At 36.6% G+C, this 18,550-nt stretch carries 16 protein-coding genes; 10 read left to right on the top strand and 6 right to left on the bottom strand.

The features are described from left to right. Positions 1–4: 4 nt before the first annotated feature. The gene (locus tag JO178_RS01670) at positions 5–2,203 is read left to right on the top strand and encodes a lantibiotic dehydratase family protein (RefSeq protein ID WP_291930766.1); all 2,199 of its coding nucleotides are present in this window, start codon (positions 5–7) and stop codon (positions 2,201–2,203) included. Then, a complete protein-coding gene (locus tag JO178_RS01665) occupies positions 2,160–3,056 on the top strand; it encodes a thiopeptide-type bacteriocin biosynthesis protein (RefSeq protein WP_291930764.1) in 897 nt (298 codons plus the stop codon). Before JO178_RS01670 ends, JO178_RS01665 begins: the two co-directional genes overlap by 44 nt. Here the strand turns inward: JO178_RS01665 and JO178_RS01660 are convergent. Further along, positions 3,053–5,521 carry a TonB-dependent receptor gene (locus JO178_RS01660; RefSeq protein ID WP_291930762.1) on the bottom strand — a complete coding sequence of 823 codons (2,469 nt, stop codon included), beginning with the start codon at positions 5,519–5,521 and terminating at the stop codon, positions 3,053–3,055. The genes JO178_RS01665 and JO178_RS01660 overlap by 4 nt on opposite strands. A 240-nt stretch (positions 5,522–5,761) precedes the next feature. Here JO178_RS01660 and JO178_RS01655 point away from each other — a divergent pair, with 240 nt between their 5' ends. The 8 genes from JO178_RS01655 to JO178_RS01620 all read left to right on the top strand — a co-directional run bounded on the left by JO178_RS01655 (position 5,762) and on the right by JO178_RS01620 (position 14,736). After that, positions 5,762–6,406, top strand: coding sequence for a hypothetical protein (locus JO178_RS01655; RefSeq protein ID WP_291930760.1), 645 nt, complete (start codon positions 5,762–5,764; stop codon positions 6,404–6,406). Between the two features lie 301 nt (positions 6,407–6,707). Then, complete coding sequence (locus tag JO178_RS01650; protein WP_291930758.1) at positions 6,708–7,850, top strand: 1-acyl-sn-glycerol-3-phosphate acyltransferase; 1,143 nt, start codon at positions 6,708–6,710, stop codon at positions 7,848–7,850. A gap of 266 nt (positions 7,851–8,116) precedes the next feature. Further along, entirely contained in the window at positions 8,117–9,145 is a 1,029-nt protein-coding gene (locus tag JO178_RS01645; RefSeq protein WP_291930756.1) for a hypothetical protein, read from the top strand. 3 nt (positions 9,146–9,148) lie between these two features. Then, positions 9,149–10,081, top strand: coding sequence for a hypothetical protein (locus tag JO178_RS01640; RefSeq protein WP_291930754.1), 933 nt, complete (start codon positions 9,149–9,151; stop codon positions 10,079–10,081). Further along, on the top strand, positions 10,081–11,313 hold the full coding sequence (locus JO178_RS01635; protein ID WP_291930752.1) for a hypothetical protein: 1,233 nt from the start codon (positions 10,081–10,083) through the stop codon (positions 11,311–11,313). Before JO178_RS01640 ends, JO178_RS01635 begins: the two co-directional genes overlap by 1 nt. A gap of 108 nt (positions 11,314–11,421) precedes the next feature. Continuing rightward, positions 11,422–12,255 carry a helix-turn-helix domain-containing protein gene (locus tag JO178_RS01630; RefSeq protein ID WP_291930750.1) on the top strand — a complete coding sequence of 278 codons (834 nt, stop codon included), beginning with the start codon at positions 11,422–11,424 and terminating at the stop codon, positions 12,253–12,255. Between the two features lie 106 nt (positions 12,256–12,361). After that, the gene (locus JO178_RS01625; protein WP_291930748.1) at positions 12,362–13,555 is read left to right on the top strand and encodes an FAD-dependent monooxygenase; all 1,194 of its coding nucleotides are present in this window, start codon (positions 12,362–12,364) and stop codon (positions 13,553–13,555) included. A gap of 632 nt (positions 13,556–14,187) precedes the next feature. After that, positions 14,188–14,736, top strand: coding sequence for a hypothetical protein (locus JO178_RS01620; protein ID WP_291930746.1), 549 nt, complete (start codon positions 14,188–14,190; stop codon positions 14,734–14,736). Between the two features lie 60 nt (positions 14,737–14,796). Here the strand turns inward: JO178_RS01620 and JO178_RS01615 are convergent, their stop codons facing one another. From JO178_RS01615 to JO178_RS01595, 5 genes are all read right to left on the bottom strand, one after another. Further along, positions 14,797–15,219, bottom strand: coding sequence for a GNAT family N-acetyltransferase (locus JO178_RS01615; protein WP_291930743.1), 423 nt, complete (start codon positions 15,217–15,219; stop codon positions 14,797–14,799). 59 nt (positions 15,220–15,278) lie between these two features. Continuing rightward, complete coding sequence (locus JO178_RS01610) at positions 15,279–15,857, bottom strand: Crp/Fnr family transcriptional regulator (RefSeq protein ID WP_291930741.1); 579 nt, start codon at positions 15,855–15,857, stop codon at positions 15,279–15,281. A 132-nt stretch (positions 15,858–15,989) separates the two neighbouring features. After that, on the bottom strand, positions 15,990–17,477 hold the full coding sequence (locus JO178_RS01605; protein WP_291930739.1) for a class A beta-lactamase-related serine hydrolase: 1,488 nt from the start codon (positions 17,475–17,477) through the stop codon (positions 15,990–15,992). Between the two features lie 88 nt (positions 17,478–17,565). Continuing rightward, positions 17,566–18,132 carry a helix-turn-helix domain-containing protein gene (locus tag JO178_RS01600; protein WP_291930737.1) on the bottom strand — a complete coding sequence of 189 codons (567 nt, stop codon included), beginning with the start codon at positions 18,130–18,132 and terminating at the stop codon, positions 17,566–17,568. 169 nt (positions 18,133–18,301) lie between these two features. Further along, positions 18,302–18,523, bottom strand: coding sequence for a hypothetical protein (locus JO178_RS01595; protein ID WP_291930735.1), 222 nt, complete (start codon positions 18,521–18,523; stop codon positions 18,302–18,304). Positions 18,524–18,550: the final 27 nt, after the last annotated feature.

Genomic DNA, 18,550 nt, shown 5'->3' with positions numbered 1-18,550 from the left:
AGTAATGGCACGCATCACTTATCAGTTTTTTGATAATTTTATTATCCGTACTCCCTTTTTTTCTTTTAAAAAGTTTGAGAACATCCTTAAAACACCGGAACTCCTTATCCGTGAATATTATTCGCCTCAGTTTTTAGAGGCATTATATCTTGCTTCGCCGGATCTATATGAAGAAGTGCTAAAGTGGCAAAACGCTGCAAAAACAAAACAGACACTTCCTCCTCTATCTAAAGATCTGAAAAACACCCTTTTAAAATACTTCATCCGGATGAGTACACGTTGTACTCCTTTTGGTTTATTTTCAGGAGTGGATCTGGGAAATTTTTCAAAAAATGCAGTTTCCTCAGCAACCAGTGAACATCAGTCTCTTATCCGGGATACAAAACCGGATATGCATTTTCTTGTAGCTTTGGCAGAGTATCTGAACACACTTCCACACATCAGAAAAAATCTGTTATTCTATCCTAATAACAGCCTGTATTATACCGGACATAAAATACGATATATTGAATATGAATATTATAAAGGGAAAAGAGAACATGTCATTTCAACAGTCTCTTTATTTGAAGAGCTGGAAAACATTCTGAAAAAAGCACAAAACGGACTTACGATTTCAGAACTTGGCAACATGCTTGAAAGTGATGCTATTTCCGGAGAAGAAGCCCTCGAATTTGTTGAAGAACTCATTCAGAATCAGGTTTTAATAAGCGAGCTCGAACCTAATGTTACCGGAGACAGTTTCTGGGAAAATATGATCACTATTCTTCAAAAAACCGGAGCGGATTCTGAATTGATCCTGATCAAAGAAATATATGAAAAAATTCAGCAACTCGACGGGAATACCAGCAATAATCCTGCAAAATATAAGGAAATAGAAATAGCTGCTAATCAGTTCCCTATAGAATACGAAAGAAAATATTTACTACAAACAGACCTGTATTATCAGAATAATAGGGAACTTAGTGATGAATGGAAAAAGAAGCTTAAAAAAGCAGTAACGTTTTTAAATAAGATTACATCGGTTCCTAAAGAAACGGCATTTACAAAATTTAAAAAGGCCTTCTACAAAAGATTTGAAATGCAGGAAGCTTCCCTATCTTACGTAATGGATACAGAAATAGGCATAGGGTATCTTCAGCATATTCAGAATAACAGCATACATCCTTATCTTGAAGATATTGTTCTTCCCCGGTCATCAGGTCATCGGGAACTTAACCTGAAATTATCTCCCGCTCAGCAAATACTTAACCGAAAGATACAGGAAGCGCTTCTCACTGATGAATGCATAATTAAATTAACTGATGAAGATTTTAACGGGTTTACAGAAAACTGGACAGATCTTTCGGATACAATATCTTTTTTATCTGAAATAATCACAGATAATGAAGAAGAAAAACTAGTTTTTACCGGTGGTGGCGGAAACAGCGGAGCAAGTCTTCTGGCCAGATTCTGTTCACAGAAACATGGAATTAAAAACCATGCAGAAGCCATTATTCAAAAAGAAAATGATTTAAACCCTGATGTTATTTCAGCAGAAATTGCTCATTTGCCGCAATCCCGTATAGGAAATGTTCTGAGACGTCCTGCTTTAAGAAAATATGAAATTCCTTACGGAGCAAAATCTAATTTATCTCAGGAACATCAGATCCTGGTGAATGATTTATACATCAGAATCCGACAGGACAAAATGATTCTATATTCAAAAAAACTTAACAGAGAGGTAAAACCTTATCTTACCAATGCCCATAATTACTCAGCAAATTCATTGCCGGTATATCATTTTTTAAGTGATTATCATTCACAAAACAAACGTACCGTTCTTTCTTTTAGCTGGGGTGATCTGGAACAGATCTATCATACGCTGCCCAGAGTGGAATATGATGGAATTATTCTTTCAAAAGCAATATGGAAGGTATATGATAAAGAATTACAACATTTAAACACATTATCGGACAATCAAAATGCTCTGCTTCAGGGGCTTAAAGAATGGCAGAAAAAACGAAATATTCCGAACTGGATCAAATGGGTTATTTCAGATAACAAACTCGTTATCAATTTACAAAATCATGAAATGGCTTTACTGTTTATGGATATTATAAAACGGAAAAAAACCATTACAATCGAAGAATTTTTATATCATAAGGAAGAAACATTCATGCATGAGTACATTTTTACCGCTTACAAAACAGTCCATGGAAATTAAACGTAGTTTCTTACCGGGAGATCACTGGCTTTACTTGAAAATTTATACCGGTATAAAAACGGCAGACAGTATTCTTCAGTATGTTATTGAACCGTTGACCCAATCACTTCTGGAAGATCAGAAGATCAGTCATTGGTTTTTTATCCGCTATAAGGATGAATTTTCTCATCTGAGACTCCGGATATATGTATCAGATCATACCTGTTCAGATGAAGTCCTTCATGCATTGATGTCAGGGATGAAAGACTATGTAAGTTCCGGAGAAATTTCCAATATACTGAGTGATACTTATACAAGAGAGATCGAACGATATGGAGAATCTGCAGTTTCTCATGCCGAAGTTTTATTTTATCATAACAGTATTCTTACCTTACCTTTTTTATGGATAGATGACGAAGAAAAGCTGATGTGCATCATGTTTTATATTGATCAGATCCTTAGTGAAATCAATTTACCGATAGCTCAAAAACTAGAATGGATCAAGAATACCAATTATCTTTTTAAAGAGGAATTCAACGCTGATAAAAAACTTAACCAGCAATTAGATAAAAAATACAGAATATTTTATCCTAAATTCTCAGATTTCTTACAATCAGAAGACTTTTCCGAATTCAGAGAAATGGTAACAGCCAATATTGCTTTAAGTAAAGACACCCTAGAGGAATTGCTATTGCTTTCTGAGAATGATCCCTCTATTACTTTGCAGTACTTTTTCCAAAGTATTTTCCATATGGCTGTCAACAGGCTATTTATTTCGGAACAACGCTTATTTGAAATGATTACCTATGATTATTTATACAGGTATTATAAAACATTACTTTTTAGAAATAATAATCAAATAAGTACTGTTTAATTAGTCTGCGGCCCGTTCAGGTACTCATTACTGATGTCTTTTTCCTTTTTAAAGTCCATTTTTCCGAATTTATAGCTAAAGCTGATTCCGAAAGAACGGTAAGGCAGTTCTCTTACCGAATAAGAATCATAATCTCCGGTGTTCACTGTGGTCACCTGTCGGATATACTTATTAAAAGGATTGGTAATGGTAAACCCTAAACTTGCTTTTTTATTCCAGAATTCTTTTCTTCCTGCAAAGGTATAGGTAACAGACTGCGGATTTTTTCCCTGTATATTTTTTGCAGCTGAATTATAGTTACCGAATACTTCCAGGATAAAATTCTTCGGAAACTGATAATTCAGATTCAGATTCACCCGATAACGCATTCCCATATCCAAATTGCCTACATAAATCTGGCTCACAATATAGCGGTGAAATGCCATCACATTTGTTCTCAGATTCATTTTATTATGAAAAAAAGGAAGTGAAACCGAGACAATTCCGCCGGAATTATATTCTTTTCCGATATTGTCTCTCGCTGTAACTGATACATTGGTATATTCCGTACCATTAGCCGTAAACACAGGATAAAAGGTTGTGATTTGCTTTAGATCCTGACTATTGATACGCTCAGCAAGAGTCAGGGATATATTACCTCCGCTAGCAAAATTCTTAGTATATCCCAATTCCATATTATCCCCGATCTCCGGTTTCAATGCAGGATTTCCTGTGGTAATATTATGAGGGTCGCTGAAATTAAGGAAAGGATTAAGCTCTGTGTATTCAGGACGTTCTACCCTTCTCGTATATGATAATTTCAATGTTTCGCCACTTTCAAACTTATGAGACAGAATGAATGACGGAACCAGCAAGCCATAGGACGGAATATTCGTATCCGGAAAATCAATTTTGAGCGTTGTGTATTCATACCTCAGCCCTGCTCTTACATCCAGCCAATCCAGCAGTTTAAACTTTGAAGAAAAATAAGCTGCATAAATTCCCATATCATAATTCAGATGATAAGATTGTAAAGGATCTGTTTCATACTGACCGGATGAAGTATTCAGGATATGAACATCCGTAGCATTGGTGATATGCTGTTGTACGGTTTTGGCTCCCATTTCGAAGGTCACCTTATCATTGAACGGATGAACATAATCCACAGACAGATTATGACTGTTATCCGTTCCCGGATTGCTGCCTGAAATTCCATTATACGGAAACGTTGCTCCTGACAGACTTTGAGTCTGCAGATAACTGCTCTTCGGAGAGCCATAACTGAATACATAATCAGCAGTAAGCTCCTGTCCTTCTTTTTTAAAAGTCTTTCTAAAGCTAAGACTTCCATCAACGGAATGAACAGAAGAACGGTTGTCAGAAGTTCTGTATCCGATAATAGACGTTACATCGGAAGTTATATGATCTGTAATATACTGCTGTTGATTGATAAGCCCCGTGCTCTTGTTGGAAAAGCTGTTATAAGAAAATGAACCGCTTAAAGTACTGGATTTGCTAAGCGTCCAGTCAAATCCTAATCCTGTACGGTAGCCCTGTCTCTGAAAATCAGTATACCCGTCCTGTAATAAATGGGTATTGGTGTTTGAGGAAGCATCTCTTGATGTTCTGTCCTGAGAAAAAGGAGTCTTCGCTTTTAATTGGGCATTTCCGCTGAAGAAAGCATTCATGCTGAGCGCATTGTTTTTATAATTGAGATTGAGTGATCCGGCTTCGAACAATGTTCCTCCTGTAGCATTTACAATTCCGTTGATTCCTCTGATCTTATTATCTTTTAAAACAATATTAATAATTCCTCCCGTTCCCTGTGCATCGTATTTCGCACCCGGACTGGAAATCACTTCTATACTTTTAATCTGACTGGCCGGAATGGAAGCCAGTGCATCAGCAAGGCTATTTCCGAAAATACCCGACGGTTTTCCGTTAATCAGAAACCGGATATTGGAATTTCCCTGAAGCTCCACATTTCCGTCTGCATCTACCGTTACCTGAGGTACCTTTCTCAATACATCGATAGCGGCTCCGTTTTGGGAAGTCACATCATTAGCGGCGTTAAATACAATTTTATCTACTTTATTTTCGATCACTGCTTTTTTGCCCACCACCGTGACTCCTTCCAGAACAGTTTCTCCGTTCACCAGCTGAATATCGCCAAGCGTAATACGGGATGTATTGGTACTGATCTGCAGATCGGCAATTGTTTTATTTTTATACCCTGCATAAAATACAGCAATTTTATAAGTTCCCGCTGCAATATGATCAATTAAAAAAGCGCCTTTTTCATTAGAAATCGTTCCGTTAATTTCTTTATTATTCGGATTAAGCAGCCCAATGCTGGCATTTCCTATTGCATTTCCCGTATTGGAATCCACAACCCTTCCGGTTATTTCTCCCTGATTTCCAAACTCTTGTGCACTGACCATCCATGCCATAAAAAAGACAGCCCATAAAATTGATAATTGTTTCACAGTGATTGTAGAATTATTAGACCGCAAAAATGAAAATCAATTTAGTAGAAATTCTGAATTACAGGAAATTTTACAGCCCCGTTTGAAATTTATTTAATTTACTGCACTTATCCGTCATTCCACTACACTTATCCGTCATTCTCGTACACTTGCTGATTTCTTATTTTTTAGACAGCGTCTTTTTAGTTTCTTTGATTTTCTCAAATAACAGAATCATACACCCCATCAAAATATTTTACCATGAAAAAACTAATTTTCTTATCTGCCGTCTTTTTGTCGGTGATCTCCTGCTCAAACCAGGACGAATTAAACCCCACCCGTAGCCCTGAAAACGAATCTTCAGCCATGAAAGAAACTCCTCAAATCAACAGTGATGATCTTACAAGACAGCTTATGGGGAATAACTTCATAGTCAATGAGGGAAGTACCATATCACTCAGTAACAGAGAAAAAGTGATTGCTGATTTTAAATCCGAATATCAGAGAGCACCTACCATCCACGGTCCCTTTACAGCGACGGTTCCGGTACCCTCGCCTTATCCCACCGATCAGAAAATTGTATACCTGCAGAAAGCTGGAAGTCCGGGGTATCCATCCATCGGTACTTATATTGCGGACATCTATAAATATTACTTACAGGTACAGCTTCCTGCTGACGCCGTTACAGGCTGGGTAGACTCGGTAAATACTATAGCATACTCCAATTATACAACCCAGGATATCGGATTTACCACCAGTATGGCAACATCAAACGGACTGAAATATGTTACAGGAAATACCTACACTATGGTTCTGAAATATAGTATAAATGGGCAAAGCATTGGTGCAGTTGTTCCTGCTCCGTCCGGACCTAAAACCTTTACCTATTATTATCTGACCCCTTAATACAAGTGAGTGAAACGATATACGATCATCCTTTAATGTTACTTAACATTGTGACCAGAAACCAACAGGATCTCATCCTTTTGGTTTTTTTCTTATACAGTCTAAACGAGACCCTTTGCTAAAAATGATTCAAATTAATGGGTATAAAGACTCATTTTTATAAACAATGAGCACATCCATCTTAAAAAACTCATGATTTTTTAACAGTATTACGTTTATCATAATACTTTAACATCCATCATAGAGGAACCTCGGATAAATTTTTGTTCTTTTGCAAAAAGTTTAATTTTTAAATAATCACATGTCGAAGTTTGATGAAATCCGGTATTTTCATGACGATGAAGTAAATGACGCATTAGCGGAAGTATCCCGCGATCCGATGATGAAAGCACTGATGAATTTTACTTTTCCGGGAACGGAAGAGCAGATTTGGCTGGAACAGTTTAAAAATATTCATTCTATAAGTGATTTTCAACATCATTTTGTAGCACATACTGTCCGTCAGATTCTTGCCAAAAGTTCTGATGGTTTAACGACTTCGGGGTTTGACCGGCTGGATAAAAATACACCTTACCTTTTCGTTTCAAATCACAGGGATATCGTTTTGGATACCTCACTTCTTAATCTTGTATTATTGGAAAGCGGACATATTATGACTGCCTCGGCTATCGGTGATAATCTTGTAAAGAGAAATTTTTTGAATGTATTGGCCAAACTGAACCGTAATTTTTTAGTTCAAAGAGGATTATCTCTTCGCGACCAGCTCAGAAGTTCACAAACCATGTCTGAATATATTGATCAGCAATTGCATCATGAAAACCGCTCCGTATGGATTGCCCAGCGAGAAGGCCGTACAAAAAACGGGAATGATGCCACTCAGCAGGGGGTTTTAAAAATGCTGGCCATGGCCGCCGGAGATCAGCCATTGACAGATTATTTTAAGTCACTGAAAATTGTTCCCGTATCCATTTCTTATGAGTATGATCCTACCGATTCTTTAAAAATGCCTCAGCTTCTGGCCCAGCACAGAGATGAAGAATATATCAAGGGTAAAAATGAAGATTTTACCACCATGCTCAGCGGAATATTAGGACAAAAGAAGCGTATTCATCTTCATGCAGGACACGTAATTGATAAGGAACTGGATGAAATTGCAGCTCATATTGATAATAAAAACAAACAGCTGCAGGCAATTGCACAGATCATTGATGATTCTATTATCAGAAATTATAAATTATGGCCCACCAAGTATATTGCCTACGATCTGATTCATAATACCAATACCTACGCTTCACAATATACAGAACAGGAAAAGCAATTGTTTATCCGGAGACTGGAAATGCGTATTGATCCTAAAGATCCTGTTTCCAGGGAATATTTTCTTACCATGTACGCTAATCCTTTGATCAATAAACTAAAATCTGAAGGAAAACCGTTAGTATAATTTTCTGTATAATCTGAGAAAATTCAGGGTTTTAAAAGCAGGGTTTTCTCAGATTGGCAGATCATACTGCTTTGATACAGCGTTTTATTTTTCATAGTCTCTATTTTTATTATTCTACAGGTTCATAAATTTCTTATGCCCTTCTCCCTCGAAGAGGCATCGTTTTACGGTTTTCCGTAATGTTCTTCTGATCGTTGTTTGTAGTTTCGAACATTATAAAACAAGGTGTTTTATCTGATCCTATTCGAAAAAACAAACAATACATTATGAATAAAAAAACGACTCCTGCAGATCTTTTTCTCGGAATTCTCGCATTACTACTGATCAGTGTAAGTTTCTATCAGACCTGGCTTGGCCTGCAACAGATTTTTGGCCCCGCATCATTTGTCATTGCATTAGTACTTTCATTATTACTCCTGTTCTTATGCTGGATGCTAAGAAATGCCAAACTGGAAGGCAAACCTACCGGAAGTCTTGTCGGAATTTACATTTTTATTGCTTCTTTCTGCTTCATTGCCAATTTCAATGCCTTATACACGAGGTTTATGAAAACGGATATTTATACTGATGAACTTCGGGACATCAATAAAAACTTCACCACTCTGGAAAATGATGTGGAATCAAAATTAAGTTATAAATACAACAAAATCACCACCCAAAATATTGAGATTAAGAAAAAACAATTGATGGAGCAGATTAAAGATCCCGGAAATACCGGAATTGGAACCCGTGCTCAGTCATTAATCAGAGATATAGAAAAACTGACCGGCCAGAAGGTGGATCTTCTGACTCCTGTAGGAAATGACTATGAAGACCTTTCAGAAAGAATGGGAAAACAGATCGACAATATGATTTCTGATCTATCGCCTGAAGAAAGAGCTTTAAAAACAGATATCAATAATGCGGCTTTAAAATGGAATAAAAACATACAGGACCTGCTTCTTTTATCTAAAAAAGAGAAAGACGAAATGTCTCAGGGTCTGATTGATGAATCGCTTTCAGACTACAACAAACTGGGAAGCAGAGCTCAAACCGTACTGGGAAATGAAAAAATCCATTTTGAACCTGTCGTATCAAAGACTCAGCAGGTAGGAAAAATAGGTTTCGCTTTTGAACATGCTATTAAAAACTTCGGAATGTATCAGTTTGTAGTTCTTGCAGGCTGTATTTTACTTGACTTCGTAATCGTAATTATCATTTTACTGGTCACAAGTCCCGGAGGTTACAACAGAAATAGCGGAGGCAGTGTATTCAATAATAAAAGAAGCGGAAAAACAATAATCCCAAACAACTAAGCCATGGAAAACAGCGAAAATTTAAAACCGTTATCTTTCGAAATCGAAACTGAAGAAGCTTTAAAACCCTTATCTTTTGAATTTCAGAACGACCTGAAAGAAGATTTTGTTCCGATAGCCAAAACCATTTCCAATGATATTAAAAATAAGGAAAGCAACTTCGTTTTCTTCTTTGGTACTGCGGAGTCCGGGAAATCTGTTATTCTTTCTTCAATGCTTTATTATCTCAGATCTTACGCAGGAGTCTTAAGACCCAAACTGGGTACACCGAATTCCAAAGAGGCTAATGTACTCCTCTCTGATTTTTTTGAAAATATACGTCTGGGAGTACTTCCCAACAGAACCACAAGAGATCAGGTAACACGGCTGGACCTTGTTTTTGAACCTAATAATAAATCCAAAAGAGTGGTCCCCATAGACCTTACTTTTCTGGAAACTTCCGGCGAAAATCATAACGATATCAGAAGAGGCGGAAGCTACCACAGTAGTATTGAAACTTTTCTGAATGCCAATATTCCACTTACATTCATTATTGTTACAAGCTATGAATCTGCCTACAAAGATGATTCTCTGATCAATGAATTTCTGGATGAACTGGAAAGAAAGGGTAAAAATCTGAAGTCGGTAAACGCAATACTGGTTGTTTCCAAATGGGATAAATCCGGAAGAATGGATGTGGAAAGTGCCGAAGAACTTGATGGCTTTATTTCAGACCGTCTTCCTATGACAGCACAGCGTATCGACACATATGGATTAAGCAAAACCTACTACACCGTAGGAAGTGTGCAAAATGCAACCGGTGGAGAAAGAATAAATCTTCTCAATCTTTCTACTGCGGAAGTATTGTCAAAATGGCTCTACAGAAGTATTACAGGATACGACCTGGATTATGAAGGAACATTCTGGGAACGTTTAAAATTTAGTTTTACAAATTAATGGATAATACATATTTTTTCTCAGCATTCGGGACTTTTGGAAATCCCAATGGTTTCAGACAATCCTTTTTTCTGGGTGGAAATAAGGAAGTTGCCAAAGAAATCAGAACATTTGATCTGAAGACCGATGCCATTAAACTTTTCCCTCAGAGTCGTATTTATGCTGTGAGGAAAGATTATGCAGGAGGCCGTAATCTTATCTCCTACTCTGTGTATACTTTTGCCAAAGAGCAAAATTCAGACAGAGGAGGTACATTTATAGGATCAAGCCTGCTTTTTATCAATAAAGTTGCTTCAGAAGGAATTATCATCAATGCCCTGAATGATTTTCAGAACAGCCTTGAAAAAAACAATCTCACCGACGGGATCATTACGGTAAATCACTCGGATAACTTTTCCATACGCAAACCTAAAGATTTTGATAAAATAGGTTTTAATGTACGCGATACTGATGATCTGAATTTCACTCAGACCAGTAACCATTACCTGGTCGTTTATTGCGAAACCAATCCGGCACAGCTGCAGATATTTTTCAGTAAAGCCCTTGAACTTCTGAATGCCTATGATACTATTTATTTCACTCAAAGTCATGAAATCGGTGAATTTGTAAAACAAAAAGGACTTTTCAAAATTGTTGATGCCGTAGGTTTTAAAAAGGAAATTGACCATCTTCACGAAGAAAAGCTTCGTGCTATTGAAAATTCTATTGCAGCATTTGAAAAAGAAAAAGAAGACCTGAAAGAAGAGAAAAAACAGCTTCTTGATGATCTTACCCGACAGATTGAATACAATGAAAAACGACATAGGGAAAATGAAGAGAAAATAAAAGAATCTAAAAAAGGACTCGAAGTCATCAGCCAGGAATATGATCAATATGCAAGAAAAATTGATGAAGTAATTACCCTATTGCGATCTGACGGAAAACCGGAAGCCGCGAAGAAAAGGCACAATGAAAATAAAAAGTTGCTGACTGGTATTATTAGTCAAAATAAGGATATCGAATCCTTATCTTCTCTGTCTTCTTCCAGACCCCGGGGATTCTCAAATGAAAACCCACCCAACGAAAACGGACTTGCTGAATACAGAGGATCAGGGAGAAATCACGAGGAAAAAAAATTCAGAATGGATTATTATAAGCTGGCCACCTATATTTTATCTGCGGTACTGGCAGGTGTACTGATTATCGGCTGTATGCTTCTGGATATACATAAAATGATTAATATTAGTTTTTAAAACAGTTTCGTTTTGTAGCTCATACCTATAAAACGAACTGGCTTACATGTCCTCCTTACTTGCTAAGGAGGATTTTTTTATATCTTTAATTCCTGAATCTCTAACCCTTTGAAAAAACATCAGACTATTCCTTCGCATTTCAATCAGCTGGACAACTTTGGCATACAAGTGATGCCCCTTTCTGTTTTACATGAGAAACAGGCTGAAATTCACAGGGATGATCACTATATGTTTATTTTACAAAAGAAAGGTGAATTCATTATTGAAGTAGATTTCAATGCCATAGAAATGAAAGGTCCCTCGGTATGTTTTGTTGCTCCCGGACAAATTCATCATTATATTCGTCAGAAAGATAATGAAGGCTGGTTTTTATTTGCAGAGGCAGGAGTTCTTTCCGAATCTTACAGAGACATCCTGGATATGTATCAGTGGATTCATCAGTACATAATTCTTGAAAAAGATGATCTTATTTTTGATATTCCTCCGGTTCTTGAAAAAATAGAAAAAGATAATACCCTGAATAATTCTTCCGTTGAACATTCACTCGCAGAATCGGCTATTGGAATCATTGTTTCAAAAATGATGCAGACGCGGATTTCAGAAATTCAAAAGAAAGCTCAGAAATATTCTATCACAAGACAATTCAAGAGGCTCATCACAGAAAATTTTAAAACCAGCAAAGAAGTACAGCAATATGCCCGTCTTCTTACCATTACCCCACTTTACCTCAATGAGGTGGTAAAAGAAGTTACCGGATATCCGGCCAGCTTCTGGATCCGTCAAAAAATTATCCTGGAAGCCCGCCGTTTATTATTTTATACCCAAAATGATGTGAAACAGATTGCTTTTGAACTGGGATATGATGATCCTGTTTATTTCTCACGCTTCTTCAAAAAAGGAACGGGAATGACTGCTTTGGAGTTCAGATCAAAAAAGCCATGATTTGTCCCATCATCACCATGAAATGAATATCGGATTTTCACTCTTCTCCTTCTAATTTTGTTCTCATCAATCATAAGAAACCAATACCAGGATTGATGAATAAATCATGACAGTAAATAAATACAAAAACAAACGCATTGCTATTATCGGTGCGGGATTAGGAGGGCTATGCCTTGCTCAGGGATTAAGAAAACAGGGAATAGAATATAGTCTTTTTGAAAAAGACACTGCTACAAATACCCGTACCCAGGGGTACAGAATCAGGATCAATGAACCGGGTAGAAAAGCATTAGAAAGTTGTCTTCCCAAAGATTTATATCAGCTCTTTCTTAACACATGTGCGGCCAGTTATAGCGGTATGAATATATTAACAACAGAGCTTAGGCCTTCAGAAAATAAACTTGTGGAATCCTGGAGTGACGGGGTTAAAGAAGTACCGGACTTAAAACCTAACCGTCTGACTTTACGGGAGATTTTACTTCAGAATTTGCATCGGGATATTCATTTTGGAAAAGAGCTCAACAGCTGGAAGCAACTGGAAAACGGAGAGGTAGAACTATCATTTTCAGATGGAACTTCATTTATAACAGACTTTGTAATTGCGGCGGACGGTGTTCATTCAAAAATCGGAACAGAATACTGCAAAGATCAAAAAGTCAATACAGGAAATATAACCATTTATGGCAGGACATTTTATTCTCCGGAGACCCGGAATACTATATCTCCAGAACTGTGGAAAGGGACTTCTGTTATTGTCAACCGTCATTTCTCTCTGATTGTAGATTCTATGGTATTTGATTTTACAAAAAAGGATGAATCCTGGAAGCCTCTGAGCCCGATATGTAATTATTTTTATTGGGCTTTTATTGGAAATCCTGAAGTTTTTGGATGGCAGTCTGAAGATTTCTACAAGCAACCGGCAGAAGAAATTTACCATTCTGTTCTCAAGCTAACCCATACATGGCACCCTCAGCTTAGGGCATTATTCGAGCAGGCGGAACCAAAGTCCTTATCAGTGACTCCCATCAGATCGTCTTTACCGAAGCCAAAATGGGCTTCCGGAAATATAACAGCTTTAGGAGATGCTGTACATACCATGAGCCCTGCCGGCGGGGTGGGCGCCAATACGGCATTTATGGATGCTGCTTTATTAATGGAAAATATCAATCAGGCAGTGGTAAATAATACACCTATATCTGCAGCAATAGCTGATTACGAAAATAAAATGAGATTCTACAGTAATCAGGCTGTTGAACTTTCCCTGCAGGGAGGTGAGGTACTTCATGGAATCCATGAGTAAAGCCATTATATAATCATCATCAGCCTCCTCCTCTTTAAGAATCAGTATGATATTACATTTCCGGATTCGAAAGTAAATTTCAAAAAATGTCAGCACCGTTTGGGAAACAGTGCTGAAGATTTATCATCATAAAGTTTCCGTTATGAAAAGAAACGATATACAAACTTAAAGGGTTAGGATGATTTTTTATAGTATCAAAACAAGCAATTGCTTGTTTGTTTTATAATCATCTTCATAAAATCTGAAAATACAGGTTATAATTCTTCAAACTTCCTGAATAATAAAGGCGTTGTTCTTTTGCACGTTTGCAACTATTTTTGATCCTGTAGTCTTACCTATAAAAAGAATATAAAACTTAGAATCCGGCATACTTACTAACTTTATATTCCAAACCGGCAGTATGCTATATATATTGTCGGTTTTTTTCATCATATAAAGAAACTTCCTTCCTCTGACGTTCGGCAGATTATCTGCAATACCAAAGAACCGGATAAGAAAATCAATCTCCCTCAAAGAAACTGAAAAACAAATATTTAAAAACAAATTATATGATTTAATCTATACAATTTTCAAGATCTTTCCAGTTTTTCAAAAAATATTATCTTCGCAGCTGATTCATAAAACTTGATGAAATGAAAAAAATAATATTTCTGGCTTCGGCCATACTTGTACTCAATTCCTGCGTTGTAAGAACAGCAACAAAAGTAGTAACCGGTGTTGCAAAAGTAGGCTATAAAGCTGTCAAAGGAACTGTTAACGGAATCAGCTGGGCAGTAAGTAAAGCAAAGGGTAAAATTGATGAAGACCGTTTAGACGGCACATGGAAAATAGTAGGTGTTTATCGTGGTTCTTTTGAAGATTTTTCCAAAGATCAGAATCCTGACGGATCATTTACTTCGGACTGTACCGAGAATAGTTTTGATCAGATGATCTTCAATGCCAAAAAGTCAAAATTCAAACCTGTACATTGCAGCTCCGATAAGGAAGACTGGGTAAAATATTCTCTGGAATTCGGAAAAAACCCTCTGACGAAAGAGAAAGAAAACTATATTGAATACAATTCCAATAATTATATTTCAGTAATTGATGCCAATAATAAAACCATGGTTTTAGAAGGCAACTTAATGCCAAAACTGGCTTTTTCAGGAGCCAAATTATACCTTTTGGAAAAAGTAAAATAATAATTAAAAAAGCCTGTATTTTTTGAATACAGGCTTTTTTAGTTATTATATCGTTACCAACTACAATTCCATGTGCAATACAGGATATTCTTTACCGGCCCCGTCCAATTCTGACCTTCTCAGTATATTGAACCCAACGTATTTGTAAAAATCAACAGCCTGAACATTTTGTTCATTTACATCAACTTTAGTTACCTGCAGATGAGCGATCGCATAAGTGATTAGTTTTTTCCCTATTCCTGTACCCCTACATGTATTATCAACAAATAACATCTCAACATTTTCTTCAGCAACTCCTATAAAACCCACTAACCTACCCTCTTTCTCAAAACCTAGCAAGGTGACATGCTGAAAATATACAGGAAGTTGTTTCTTGTAGTATAAAAAGTCTTCTTTTTTAAGAAAATCATGTGTATTGAGCACTGCACTTTCCCAAATTTCTATTAAACGCGGATAATCTGTTATATTAATTTCTCTAATCATCATTATAAATTTAGAATAGCAAAGGTCAGAACTTCTCTCTGTAAAACACTGAACCCAGGTTAAAAAATACGCTTACGTATTCTGCTTAATGCTTGTGGAGTTATTCCTAAATAGGAAGCTATATCTTTTAACGGAATATAATTTAATGTAATCCCATATTCATGTATCATCTGCAGATAATACTCTTCGGGAGAATACTTAATCAGATCAATATTTCTTTTTAAAATTTTATCCAACAATAAGGCTGTCAGTTCTTCAAAAACTATTTTTACTTTCGGAATGGCAGAATACAATTCGGCTGCTTTCTTTTTATCTATCCGATAAATCACACTATCTACAATCGTTTGCACATTAAAGGCAGATTTCTCCTGCAATGTAAATGAAATATTCGACAACGAAAAAGTACCTTTTTTGCAAAACCAAAAAGTCTGCTCATCTCCTTTGTGATTAAATAGCCAACAGCGTAATATGCCATCAAAAACAAAATAACTATACCCTTCTGTTTCTCCTTCTTTAATCAGAAATGTATTTTTCCTGACCTGTAATCTTTCAAAATACTGATCAAATAACTTAGACTCTTCCGAACTAAAGGTATTAGTGTCTACATTAAACTCTTTAAGTAATTTTTCTAAAAGCATACTTTAAATAGAAATTATTCATACAGCCGATGGCTCAGCTTTTCAAAGATACACATTGATATTTTGCAGAATGCATTTTTTATTTTGTTTTATACCTATGATTTTTTGTGCCAAAGCATTGTATGGCCGGCTTTATCTATTCTCTATCTCAACAATTTTCTTTCCTGCTTCCCCCAGATAATGAAGAACCAGCTTTTCATAGATTTTAGAACCATCATCTACATTGGTAAAAATAACAATCCCTTTTCCGGACTTTGGATGAACCAAACTAATGCATTGTGTCCCCTGATCTGCTCCTCCATGCGATAAGACATAGTCATCATTTCCCAGATCATATACCTCAAAACCTAATCCAAAATATTTATTTTCCTTTATTTTCGTCTGTTTTCTTATCATTTCTTTAAATACCTCAGGTTTCAGATTCCCTCCTCTCATAACACTCACCATAAAATTTCCGTAATCTTCTATTGTCGTATGTAAATCATCCGCGGCATTTGCAATTTTGTTTTTTTCTACCGGATAAGGCTTACCTTCATTATTATATCCGATGGCAAATCTGGATTCATCTGTATTCTGATCCCAGATATAATTCGTTTCTTCCATTTTAAGGGGCTGAAAAATAAGTTCTTTGGCAAGGGCTTCCAGTGGCTTTCCGAATTTTTTCTCCAGTGCTTTACGTAAGTATTCAAATCCTTCGCCGGAATACTGGTATTTTGCTCCCGGATCAAATTGGAAATTCAGTTTTTTATCTTTATTCATCCATCTCCAGTTTGGGAAACCGGTCTGATGGGTCAGAATAAGGCGGGTGGTTAATTTTTTATGTCTGGAATCATCAGCAATATCAGGATCTATCCAGTACGGATCAAGAGGTTCATCCAGCTTCCATTTTCCGAGACTCACCAATTGTAAAGCAACCATTGCAGTTACAGGCTTGGTAAGGGAAGCTACATTGAAACAGGTATTGTAGGGTGCTGAAACCCCGTTTTTTATTTTTCCGAAAACTTTTACCTGTTTAAGCTCTCCATGATCAATGATTCCCAGCCCCAGTGTTGGAATTTTATTTTCTTGCAGCCAGTTTTCCATTAACTGATCATTTTCAAAAACATCCGTATCCTCCCTTTCTTTTTTCTCCCTGTGATCAAAACTCAATGATTGTTTCAGTTTCCACACACCGTTTTCCTGAACCCACAAGTTGGTAAACTTGGCAGAACCGGTCAGCTTTTCCTCCTGTCCCATTTCTTTTTCAAAAAACAGATGATCTCCGTTCTGGATGGCAGCATATAATTTTCCGTCTTTATACATCGGATAGATTTCAGTGCTTTTTTCCACTAAAGCTCTTCTGGCTTTATATGTTTTTGAAGGTCTGCATAAACCGTTGTTGAAGTCAGTCATAAATTTTTTCTTATCAGAAAAGCCATCTTTATCATGATAAAATTCAAGCCGGTCACTGAGTAAGTTTTCCATTTGTGCTGCATTGCATGTATTAAAGCCAACTGAAAAAAGCAAGCTGTCTCCGGACATAATTGTTTTGTATAGGGCATCAGTTTTTGTTATCTGTGCTTCAGTATTGCCAAAGGATGCAATAAAAAAGATGAATATAAAATGAATATACTTTGTCATTGTTACTATTTTTGACAAAGGTTATATTTTCATCCATGATTTCATTAAAAACACACCTGACAAAAACCCGACAAAGTCACGACAACGCCTATATCATACTGAATTTCAACTTAAAATACAATTTCTTTTTGCGATCAATTTCTGAAGCGTTCCTCAGGATCATGACTACATTGGACAATACAATAATAATCATAAGAACAAGGGTAAACTGACGCCCCAGCTTTAAAAAGATCCCAAGCATAAATACAATGGGTGCCATGGCAGTCCAGAACATCTGCAAAGAAATAATCTGCTTCGTTAAACTGTTCCTCTGTTTCAGTATAAACATCAGAAGAAAAGGAGCCAGAATATTAAGTGGCGGCAATACCACAAATAACAGAGAGGAAAGATTCATCATTTTGGCGGAAGTATAATTAACAGCTTCAGCTTCCTTCAAAGGTTCTCTATGTATATCTTCATCTTGCGGGGGAATAACGGGACTCTGCAATAAAGACTCATCGATTTCCAGCGCCTGGGCCAATGCTCTAAGCGTATGTCCTTTAGGCTCTGTGCCTGCTTCGATCCGCTGAATGGTTCTTACAGAAATTTTTGATTTTTCCGATAATTCTTCCTGGGTCAGATTTTTCTGTTCTCTTGCAGTTTTTAGTGTGGGCATTGATTATAATTCTAAGAAATGTTCGATGGGCTAATTTACATTTTTTCAATGGTAAAAATTACGGTTCATCAACAACCAATAAAAAGGAAAGTACCCTGCTTGTAACAGGGTACTTTCCTTCTTTAGACCGGTATTTTCTGATTGTCTTTTATATGTCGGCCAGTGATCCTCACAGAATCCTAGTCCGATAAGCTATAGTACATCTAAAATATTCGTCCATTCTTTCATACCCGGCTACATGATCTTCTACCCTGATATTATGCCATTGTTCCATTCTTTTCCCTCCTCTGCTCATTTTTTCTTCCAGATACAGGACCTCATATCCCAACATGACCATCACTTCAAGATTTCCGCTTCTAAAGTCCAGGTGTTTTATGTTTGTAAAAAACAACCCTGTAAAATGCCTTTATATTTAATC

It is taken from the genome of Chryseobacterium sp., from assembly GCF_019236175.1.
In the GTDB taxonomy this organism is placed as follows: Bacteria; Bacteroidota; Bacteroidia; order Flavobacteriales; family Weeksellaceae; genus Chryseobacterium.
The sequence above is the reverse complement of the archived record's forward strand: the minus strand, read 5'-3'. Positions and strand labels throughout refer to the sequence as shown.